At 63.5% G+C, this 9,865-nt stretch carries 10 protein-coding genes; 2 read left to right on the top strand and 8 right to left on the bottom strand.

Features of this window, described 5'->3' with window-relative positions:
• Nucleotides 1–56: 56 nt before the first annotated feature.
• Nucleotides 57–221, bottom strand: a complete 165-nt coding sequence (locus HSDC_RS16870) for a hypothetical protein (RefSeq protein ID WP_170862786.1) — start codon at nucleotides 219–221, stop codon at nucleotides 57–59.
• A 202-nt stretch (nucleotides 222–423) separates the two neighbouring features.
• On the opposite strand from HSDC_RS16870, the gene HSDC_RS11045 reads away from it, so the two are divergent.
• Nucleotides 424–1,338: a LysR substrate-binding domain-containing protein gene (locus tag HSDC_RS11045; protein ID WP_064699997.1), complete on the top strand. Its 915-nt coding sequence runs from the start codon at nucleotides 424–426 to the stop codon at nucleotides 1,336–1,338.
• A 27-nt stretch (nucleotides 1,339–1,365) separates the two neighbouring features.
• Here the strand turns inward: HSDC_RS11045 and HSDC_RS11040 are convergent, their stop codons facing one another.
• The 4 genes from HSDC_RS11040 to HSDC_RS11025 form a co-directional block, all read right to left on the bottom strand.
• The gene (locus HSDC_RS11040) at nucleotides 1,366–2,094 is read right to left on the bottom strand and encodes an amino acid ABC transporter ATP-binding protein (RefSeq protein WP_064700017.1); all 729 of its coding nucleotides are present in this window, start codon (nucleotides 2,092–2,094) and stop codon (nucleotides 1,366–1,368) included.
• A gap of 74 nt (nucleotides 2,095–2,168) precedes the next feature.
• Nucleotides 2,169–3,263 (bottom strand): amino acid ABC transporter permease, encoded by a 1,095-nt coding sequence (locus tag HSDC_RS11035; RefSeq protein ID WP_064699996.1) that lies wholly within the window; start codon nucleotides 3,261–3,263, stop codon nucleotides 2,169–2,171.
• 1 nt (nucleotide 3,264) lies between these two features.
• Nucleotides 3,265–4,440 carry an amino acid ABC transporter permease gene (locus HSDC_RS11030; protein ID WP_064700016.1) on the bottom strand — a complete coding sequence of 392 codons (1,176 nt, stop codon included), beginning with the start codon at nucleotides 4,438–4,440 and terminating at the stop codon, nucleotides 3,265–3,267.
• A 193-nt stretch (nucleotides 4,441–4,633) separates the two neighbouring features.
• Nucleotides 4,634–5,662, bottom strand: coding sequence for an amino acid ABC transporter substrate-binding protein (locus HSDC_RS11025; RefSeq protein WP_064699995.1), 1,029 nt, complete (start codon nucleotides 5,660–5,662; stop codon nucleotides 4,634–4,636).
• Between the two features lie 285 nt (nucleotides 5,663–5,947).
• Here HSDC_RS11025 and HSDC_RS11020 point away from each other — a divergent pair, with 285 nt between their 5' ends.
• Entirely contained in the window at nucleotides 5,948–6,556 is a 609-nt protein-coding gene (locus tag HSDC_RS11020) for a hypothetical protein (RefSeq protein WP_064699994.1), read from the top strand.
• Between the two features lie 15 nt (nucleotides 6,557–6,571).
• On the opposite strand, the gene ahpF is transcribed toward HSDC_RS11020, so the two are convergent.
• The 3 genes from ahpF to HSDC_RS11005 all read right to left on the bottom strand — a co-directional run bounded on the left by ahpF (nucleotide 6,572) and on the right by HSDC_RS11005 (nucleotide 9,672).
• Nucleotides 6,572–8,128, bottom strand: coding sequence for an alkyl hydroperoxide reductase subunit F (gene ahpF / locus HSDC_RS11015; RefSeq protein WP_064699993.1), 1,557 nt, complete (start codon nucleotides 8,126–8,128; stop codon nucleotides 6,572–6,574).
• Between the two features lie 138 nt (nucleotides 8,129–8,266).
• Nucleotides 8,267–8,830: an alkyl hydroperoxide reductase subunit C gene (gene ahpC, locus HSDC_RS11010; RefSeq protein ID WP_064699992.1), complete on the bottom strand. Its 564-nt coding sequence runs from the start codon at nucleotides 8,828–8,830 to the stop codon at nucleotides 8,267–8,269.
• 152 nt (nucleotides 8,831–8,982) lie between these two features.
• Nucleotides 8,983–9,672, bottom strand: a complete 690-nt coding sequence (locus HSDC_RS11005) for a type 1 glutamine amidotransferase domain-containing protein (RefSeq protein WP_064699991.1) — start codon at nucleotides 9,670–9,672, stop codon at nucleotides 8,983–8,985.
• Nucleotides 9,673–9,865: the final 193 nt, after the last annotated feature.

Genomic DNA, 9,865 nt, shown 5'->3' with positions numbered 1-9,865 from the left:
GGCCCGGTAGCGGGCGGCGGTGGGCACATCATCGTCCTCGGCGACGAGCCTGGCAATCATGGCTGCAGCCGCCCCAGGGCTCTCTCGAGCCTCGCCAATCCTTCTCCCAGCACCTCGGGCTCAGCGGTCAACGGTGGCAGCAAGCGCAGCACATTGCGGCCCCGTTCGATGCAGTTGGGAGGCACAACGCCGTGCGCGTCACTGATGTGCGCAAGGTTCATGTCATCGTCCTGTGGATGTATATGACCATGATGAGAACAGAGCCGCGTTCCGGGCTTCAAACGAAAAAAAGCGCGCTATCCATTCCTTGTCGTCATGAATTATGCTGGGAAGCCAAAGATATCGACGATTATTCGGCCTCTCGCCCGGTGCATCGCCCTTCTACCATGACGAACGAGAATCCATGAATCGCGGATCCCAGGCATGACGGCACGCCACCTTCCCTCGACCATCACCATGCAGTGCTTCGAAGCGGCCGCGCGGCACATGAGCTTCACCCGTGCCGCCGATGAGCTGAGCATCACCCAGAGTGCGGTCAGCAAGCAGGTGGCACAACTCGAGGCGTACCTACAGCACAAGCTGTTCCGACGCGTGCGCCGCACCCTGGTACTGACGCCGGAGGGCTCTCTGTACCTTACCGAGGTACGCAAGATCCTGGCCCAGATCGAGATGTCGGCGAATACCATCATGACCTACAGCGGCCAGGGCGAGATACTGCGGGTGGCCAGCCTGCCGACCTTCGGGGCCCGCTGGCTGGCTCGCCAGTTGCCCGACTTCCTGGACGCCAATCCGCACATCGACCTGAGCGTTCGCGACCATGTCGAGGCCTTCGACCTGGATCAGGAGGACATCGACGTGGCCATCTTCCACGGCCATGGCAGCTGGCCGAACCTGGAGTGCCACAAGCTGTTCGACGAGGAGGTGGTCGCGGTCGGCGCACCCGACTACCTGGCCCGACAGCACCTGGCGAGTGCCGCCAATCTGGCCGAGTGCCGCCTGCTGCACCTTTCTACCCGCCCCGATGCCTGGCACCGCTGGTTCGCCGATCAAGGCATCACCACCGACCGCAGTTACCACGGCACACGCTTCGAGACCTTTCAGATGCTGATCCGCACGGCGATGAGCGGCGGTGGCCTTGCCTTGGTGCCGCGTTTCTTCGTCGACGTCGAGCTGACCGAGGGCCGGCTGGCCCTGGCCTGGTCGCACGTGCTCCAGGGACCCGACGCCTACTATCTGGTTCACCCGGAACACCTCGGCGACCTTTCCCGGGTGCGCCGCTTCGTCGACCATGTGCTGGCGTGTGCCGAAGCAGACACGCCGGACGGGGCATCGCGCTAACCACCAGCAACCGATGGCGCGGCGCTTTCAATGCCCCAGGATCTGGCTCAGGAACAACTGCGTGCGCTCGGATTCCGGGTTGTTGAAGAAGGTCTCGGGCGGCGCCTGCTCGATGATCTGGCCCTGATCCATGAAGATCACCCGATCCGCCACCGTCTTGGCAAACCCCATCTCGTGGGTCACGCAGAGCATGGTCATGCCGTCGCGGGCCAGTTCGACCATGACATCGAGCACCTCCTTGATCATCTCCGGGTCGAGCGCCGAGGTCGGCTCGTCGAACAGCATCACCTCGGGACGCATGCACAACGCCCGGGCAATGGCCACACGCTGCTGCTGCCCGCCGGACAACTGGCCCGGATACTTGTGGGCCTGATCGGCGATCTGCACCCGCTCGAGGAATTCCATGGCGGTCTTCTCGGCCTCGGCGCGAGGTTTCTTCTGCACCCAGATCTGGGAAATGCAGCAGTTGTCGAGCACCGAGAGGTGCGGAAAGAGGTTGAAGTGCTGGAACACCATGCCGACGTTGCGGCGGATCTGTTCGATGCGCTTGACGTCCTGGGTCATGGTCACACCATCGACCACGATGCGCCCCTGCTGGTGCTCCTCCAGGTGGTTGAAGCAGCGGATCAAGGTCGACTTGCCCGACCCCGAAGGGCCGCAGACGACGATGCGTTCGCCCCGCGCTACCGTCAGGTCGATGTCGCGCAGCACGTGGAAGTCGCCGTACCACTTGTTGAGCCCCTCGACCTCGATCATCGGAGAGTCCGAGGAGGACGCACTTGCCGAATTGCTTGCCGTCATGACGATATTTCCTTGTTATTAGGGCTGAATTAGTGACCTGTATGCAAACGCCGCTCGATATACTGGCTATACCGCGACATGCTGAAACAAAAGATCCAGAACATCAGCGCGGCGAACACGTAGCCTTCGGTGGCGAACCCCAGCCAGTTGCTGTCGGTGAGCCCCGCACGGATGATCGCCAGCAGGTCGAACAGGCCGATGATCAGCACCAGCGAGGTGTCCTTGAACAGCGCGATGAAGGTGTTGACGATCCCCGGAATCACCAGCTTCAGGGCCTGCGGCAGCACGATCAGCCCCATTCGGCGCCAATAGCCCAGGCCGAGCGCCTTGGCGGCCTCCTCCTGGCCCGAGGGAATCGCCTGCAGGCCGCCGCGCACCACTTCGGCCATGTAGGCGCTCCAGAAGAACATGATGCCGATCAGCGCGCGCAGTAGCTTGTCGAACTCCACCTCGGTGGGCACGAACAGCGGCAGCATCACCGAGGCCATGAACAGCACCGTGATCAGCGGCACGCCACGCCAAAATTCGATGAACACCACGCACAGGCTACGCACCAACGGCATCTTCGAGCGCCGCCCCAACGCCAGCACCACGCCGATCGGCAGCGAGCCGACGATACCCACGGTGGCCACCGTCAGGGTCAGCATCAACCCGCCCCACTCGCGGGTCGGCACCGCCTCGAGCCCGAAGTGTCCGCCCAGCAACAAGAAGTAGGCCACAATCGGGAAGCCGACCAGGGCGAAGAGGCCGACCCAACGCTTGGCCGGCAGACGTGGAATCGCCAGCCAGGCGATCAGCAAGGCCATCATCGTCAGGACGAGATCCACTCGCCATCGCGCCGCATCCGGATAGAAGCCATAGATGATGGTTTCGAAACGGGCGCTGATGAACACCCAGCAAGCGCCCTCGCCCGTACAAGCCTCACGGGTCGAGCCCAGCCAGTCGGCATCGATCAGTGCCCACTTCGCCAGGGGCCACAGCACCATGGTCAGCAACACGATGGTCAACAGGCTGGCCACACTGTTGAACGGGCCATTGAAAAGGTTGGCGCGCAGCCAGCCGACCACCCCACGGCGCATGTCCGGCGGACGACGCGCCTCGATCATCTCGGTTCGTGTCGCCATCTCATCGCTCCTTGAGCAGGGTGCGCGCGTTGTAGAGGTTCATCAGCGCCGATACCACCAGGCTGATCAACAGATAGACCGCCATGGTGATGGCGACGATCTCGATGGCCTGCCCGGTCTGGTTGAGGGCCGTCCCGGCAAACACCGCCACCAGGTCCGGATAGCCGATGGCGGTGGCCAGCGAGGAGTTCTTGGTCAGGTTCAAGTACTGGCTGGTGAGCTGCGGCACGATCACGCGCATGGCCTGGGGAATGACGATCTTGCGCAAGGTCACATCGCCCGGCAGGCTGATCGCCCGTGCCGCCTCGACCTGTCCCTGGGGCACCGACTGGATGCCCGAACGCACGATCTCGGCGATGAAGGAGGCCGTGTAGATGGATAGCGCCAGCCACAAGGCCACCAGTTCGGGAATCACCGTCACCCCGCCATTGAAGTTGAAGCCGCTCAGTGTCGGCACGTCCCAGGCCAGCGGCCGGCCGGTCGCCAGAAAGGCCGCCAGGGGCAGGCCGATCAGAATCAACGCACCCAGTCGAAAGACCGGCAACGCCTTGCCGGTGCGGGCCTGCCGGCGACGGGCAAAGACACTCAACCCCACCACTGCGATGACCGCCAGCAACAGCGCCCAGAGGGTCGCCGAGAATCCTGGCAGCGGCTCGGGTGCAGGCACGACCAGACCGCGCACGTTGAGGAAGAAGGCCTCGAACAGCGACAGGCTCTGGCGCGGGCTTGGCAAGGCCTGCAGGACCGCGAAATACCAGAACAGGATCTGCACCAGCAGCGGAATGTTGCGGAAGATTTCGACATAGGCGGCGGCGAGCTTGGCCATCAGCCAATTGCTCGACAGCCGGGCGATACCCACGATAAAGCCGATGATGGTCGCCGCCACGATCCCCATGCCCGACACCAGCAAGGTGTTGAGCAGGCCCACCACGAAGGTGCGCGCATAGGAACTGTCGCCGCTGTAGTCGATCAGGGTCTGCGGAATGGAAAACCCGGCGCGTTCCTGGAGAAAACCAAAGCCCGTGGTGATGCCACGAGCCTCCAGGTTAGCCAGGGTGTTGGTCACGATCATGGCGATGAAGCCCAGCAGGGCCAGCAACAGGATCGCCTGAATCACCAACGCACGAACGGCGGGGTCACGCCATAGCGGCCCTCGTTCGGAAGAAGAACGCTGCATGTCGAGCCTCGAATGGATATCACGACCCACCACCATCCTCCTTGGGGAGAGGACGAGCGGTAGAAGCAGGAATCGGCAGGGCCAGGCGCGACTCGGCCACCGACGGACCCGACGATACGTCGGACCCGCAGGATAGCCGCCAGGGAGGGCGGCCATCGCTCAAGCCGCGCCGGCCCGTATCCAGGTTATTGGCTCAGCGAACCGGCGGTGCGTAGAGAATGCCGCCCTCGTTCCACAGCGCGTTCATGCCGCGACTGATGCCCAACGGCGAGTTCTCGCCCACGGTGTCGGCGAAGACCTCACCATAGTTCCCCACCTGGGAAATGATGTTGTAGGCCCAGTCGTTGCCGAGGCCGAGCTGTTCGCCGTAGGTGCCGTCGACACCCAGCAGGCGCGCTACACCGGGATTGGGCGGGTCCTGCTTCATTTCGTCGACGTTGTCGCTGTTCACGCCCATTTCCTCGGCGTTGACCATGGCGAAGATCGTCCACTTGACGATGTCGAACCACTGATCGTCGCCCTGGCGCACCACCGGCCCGAGCGGTTCCTTGGAGATCAGCTCGGTGAGGATCTCGACGCTGTCCGGCTCCGGCAGCTGCAGGCGCAGGGCGCTGAGCTGGGAGGTATCGGAAGTCAGCACATCACAACGACCACTGGCGAAGCCCTGGGCCGTCTGGTCCGGGGTGTCGAAGGTCACGGTCTTGATATCGATGTTGCGAGAGGGGAAATAGTCCGCGAGGTTGAGTTCATGCGTGGTACCGGACTGGATGCAGATCGAGGCACCGTTCAGGTCGTCCAGGCTCTCGATGCCCAGTTCCTTGTCGACCATGAAGCCCTGGCCATCGTAGAAGGTGGTGGCGGTGAAATTCAGCCCCAGGGAGTTGTCCCGGGTCGCCGTCCAGGTGGTATTGCGCGAAAGGACATCGATCTCGCCGGATTGCAGCGCGGTGAAACGCTCCTTGGCGGTCAGCGGGGTGAAGGCCACCTTGTCGGGATCGCCGAAGATGGCCGAGGACACGGCTCGGCAGGTTTCCACGTCCAGGCCTTGCCAGGTGCCGTCCTCGTCCGATGAGGAGAAGCCGGCCAACCCGACGTTGACACCACAGTGCAGTTCGCCGCGTTCCTTGACCTCGTCCAGGGTCGCCGCCGAGGCAGAAGCGGCCGTTCCAAACGACAGGGTGGCGAGGGATAGGGCCACCAGCGTCTTGTTGTTATTGCGCATGACCAGAAACTCCATTGTTGTCTTGTAATGTGCATGCATGGGTTCGCTATGCGACGCCTGCGAATTTAGCAACCCCCTCGCCGCCGCGGCAACGCTCCCATTAAACGTTTGCCACAACGCCGGAAGCCTATCGCCTACTCCCTCGTGACTCCCCTCTTCGTGTCTCGCCGATCAGGTTCGGACAGGATTCGATCACGGCGCGCCCCGTACGGGGTGGAAGCAGAGGGCCGGACAGCCGAGCACGCGACATGCTAGCCTGCGCGGGTCACGGTTGTGGAATGTCCCATGCGTCTTGTCACCCTCCTTGCGAGCGGGCTGCTGCCACTTGCCACCCTGCTCGCCACGCCCGCCCTGGCGACCAGTTTCAACACAGGCGATGTCCAGTCCCATGGCGACTGGCATTCGCTGAGCCTGACCCTTGGCGAGGAGCGCCATGTCCGCGCCATCGAGCAACACAGCTACGCCGACAGTGTGCTCAGCGTCAACGCCACGCCCGGCGCCTGCGCGCGCCCCTGGCTGGAAATCCGCGTGGCGCTCGATGACGTCCAGGCCAGAAGCACCACCTGGGACCGGGTGCCGGTGGATCTGCTGGTCGACCGCGACGGCATCCACAGCGGAGAGGGCGCCTTCATCACCGAACGCGGCGACGATGGCTTCTACGTGCGCCTGTCGATGCCGGATACCGATGCCCTGCTCGATGACATGCGCCACGGCGAGACACTGCGCCTGCGCATTCACCGGGCACCGGAGGACTACTGGTTCATGACCTTCAGCCTGGACGGCGCCGACCAGGCATTCACCCGCATGAACCGCCTGTGCGAGACGCCAGCCGAAAGCCCAAAAGACAACGCCCCCACCGGTAAACCGACGAGGGCGTCATCCGCCACGGGATGATGGCTTGGCCAGGAGTTACTGACGAATCAAGTAATCGAAGGCCCCCAGCGCTGCTCGCGAGCCTTCACCCAGCGAGATGACGATCTGCTTGTAGGGCACAGTGGTCACATCGCCGGCGGCGAAAATGCCCGGCACCGAGGTCATGCCGCGCTCGTCGGTGACGATCTCGCCATGCGGAGAAAGCTCGATGGGCGAGTCGCGCAGCCACTCGGTGTTCGGCACCAGGCCGATCTGCACGAAGACGCCTTCCAGCGCGATATCGCGCAGCTCGCCGCTGGCACGTTCCTCATAGGTGAGGCCGGAGACCTTCGCCCCATCGCCATTGATCTGGGTCGTCCGCGCGCCCTTGATGATCTCGACATTGGGTAGGCTGGCGAGCTTCTTCTGCAGAACCTCGTCGGCACGCAGCTCGTCCATGAACTCGATCAGGACGACTTCCTTGACCAGGCCGGCCAGGTCGATGGCCGCCTCGACACCGGAGTTGCCGCCGCCGATCACCGCCACACGCTTGCCCTTGAACAGCGGGCCGTCGCAGTGCGGGCAGTAGGCCACACCCTTGTTGCGATACTCGGCCTCGCCCGGCACGTTCATCTCCCGCCAGCGGGCGCCGGTAGCCAGCACCAGGGTGCGGCTCTTGAGGCTCGCTCCGGAGGCGAAACGCACCTCGTGCTCGCCACCCGGCTCGCTGGCCGGCACCAGCTCGACGGCCCGCTGGAGGTTCATGATATCGACGTCGTACTGCTTGACGTGCTCTTCCAGCGCCGCAGCCAGCTTGGGGCCTTCGGTATAGGGCACCGAGATCAGGTTTTCGATGCCCAGGGTGTCGAGCACCTGTCCGCCGAAGCGCTCGGCAGCGACGCCGGTACGAATGCCCTTGCGTGCCGCATAGACGGCCGCCGAGGCGCCGGCCGGGCCACCGCCTATCGTCAGCAGGTCGAAGGCCGGCATGGCGTTGAGCTTCTCGGCCTCACGTGCTTCGGCACCGGTATCCACCTTGGCCAGGATCTGCTCGAGGCTCATACGGCCCTGATCGAAGGGCTCGCCATTGAGGAAGATGCCGGGCACCGACATGACCTCGCGGGCGTCGACCTCATCCTTGAACAGGGCACCGTCGATGGCCACGTGGCTGATACCGGGGTTGAGGACGGCCATCAGGTTCAACGCCTGAACCACGTCCGGGCAGTTCTGGCAGGACTGCGAGAAATAGGTCTCGAAGTGCAGGCCTTCCGGCAACGACTTGATCTGCTCGATTGTCTCGTCGCTGGCCTTGGGAGGATGCCCCCCCACCTGCAGCAGTGCCAGGACCAGGGAAGTGAATTCGTGGCCCATGGGAATGCCGGCGAACACCACGCCGGTAGATTCCCCCTCGCGATACAGGGCGAAGGACGGCGCCCGGGCGTCGTCGCCGTCCTCGCGCAGGCTGATCTTGTCGCTCAGACCCGCGACCTCCTGCAACAGCGTGTGCAGTTCTCGGGACTTGTCGCCGTCATCGAGGGTGGCGACGATCTCGAACGGCCGCGTGACCTTCTGGAGATAGGCATTGAGCTGGGATTTCAGATTGTCGTCCAACATAACGGCGATTTCCTCGTCGCGGATCGTCAAGACGCAGTTCGCCCTCACGCTCGCGGAGCGGCGCGTCTTGCATGAAATTCGGCTGAGAGCAGCCCGGGCAAAGCCCGGGCTCACCAGGAAGGTGTCGGCAGGGCTTGCTTAGATCTTGCCGACCAGATCCAGGGACGGCGCCAGAGTCTCTTCGCCTTCTTCCCACTTGGCCGGGCAGACTTCGTTCGGGTTGGCACGCACGTACTGAGCGGCCTTGACCTTGCGCAGCAGTTCCTCGGCGTTACGACCGATGTTGCCGGCGTTCAGCTCGACGATCTGGATCTTGCCGTCGGGATCGACCACGAAGGTGCCACGATCGGCAACACCGTCTTCCTCGATCAGCACGTCGAAGTTGCGAGACACGACGTGGGTCGGGTCGGCCAGCATCGGGTACTGCAGTTTGCCGATGGTCTCGGAGCTGTCGTGCCAGGCCTTGTGCGTGAAGTGGGTGTCGGTGGAGACACTGTAGATTTCCACGCCCAGCTTCTTGAACTCTTCGTAGTTGTCGGCCAGATCACCCAGCTCGGTCGGGCAGACGAAGGTGAAGTCGGCCGGGTAGAAGAAGAAGATGCTCCACTGTCCCTTCAGGCTTTCCTCGGTGACGTCGATGAATTCACCGTTGTGGTAAGCGGTGGCCTTGAACGGCAGGACTTCGGTATTGAGCAGTGACATCGATGATGCTCCTTGCTGTCGTGGATGTACGTGTGTAAGACGCCGCCTAGCATATCTATCAGCGTCGCATAGGGTAAATTGAACGCTCTGATCCAGCCGATAGGGAGTTCCTAAGAACCGCCCCTTGCCGATCGCAGACGCCCTCGCGGCGCTCAGTCCCGGGACAAGAGCCGATCGCGCAGGGCCTCGCCCACACCGGTGGCCGATTGCGGGTTCTGCCCCGTCACCAGACGACCGTCGGTGACCACCTGGGCCGTCCAGTCGGCGGCAGGATGTAGCCTCGCCCCACGCTCGGCGAGGGTCGATGCCAGCAGGAAGGGCACCACCTCGGTGAGCCCGACCGCAGCCTCCTCGGCATCGGTAAAGGCCGCCACGTCGCGATCGGCGACCAGGTAAGTGCCATCGGACAGGGTCACGTTCACCAGCGCGGCAGGTCCGTGACAGACCGCCCCGACCAGGCCACCCTGCTCCCAGATCGCACGGGTCTTGTCGTTCACGGCAGCGTTCTCGGGAAAATCCCACATGGCGCCATGGCCGCCGGCGAAGAAGATTGCCGCATATTCGGCGGGGTCGATCTCGGCAAGCGCCCTGGTATTGCGGAGCCGTTCGCGGAAATCGGCATCGTTCCAGTAACGGGCATTCGTCTCGTCGTCGAGGTCGAAGCCGTCCACGGGCGGCTCGCCGCCTTGAATGGAAGCGAAGTCCACCGGGATGCCGGCCGCCTCGAACACCGCCAGTGGATGGGTGACCTCGGACAGGAAGAAACCGGTCGGATCACCGCCCTCGCCCTTGGTGCCATGGCTGGTCATCACGATGAGAATCGGTTGGCTCGCATTACTCATGGTTCGACTCCTCCGATCAGGCGATGCACGCCTGTAGTGGGATGTACCCGGAACATTCGGGCATGAACGCCATAAAACAAGGCCTGTCCTGCAATCGCAGATGACGCTCGGTCCATCACGTCGCCCATTCCCGCTCCCCCCGGCCCTCCTCGCTCCATTGTCTGGCGTTCCCGAACGGGTCGGAATCGTCTTC

The sequence above is a fragment of the Halomonas caseinilytica genome, from assembly GCF_001662285.1.
Classification (GTDB): domain Bacteria; phylum Pseudomonadota; class Gammaproteobacteria; order Pseudomonadales; family Halomonadaceae; genus Halomonas; species Halomonas caseinilytica.
This window is presented reverse-complemented; position numbering and strand designations above follow the sequence as displayed.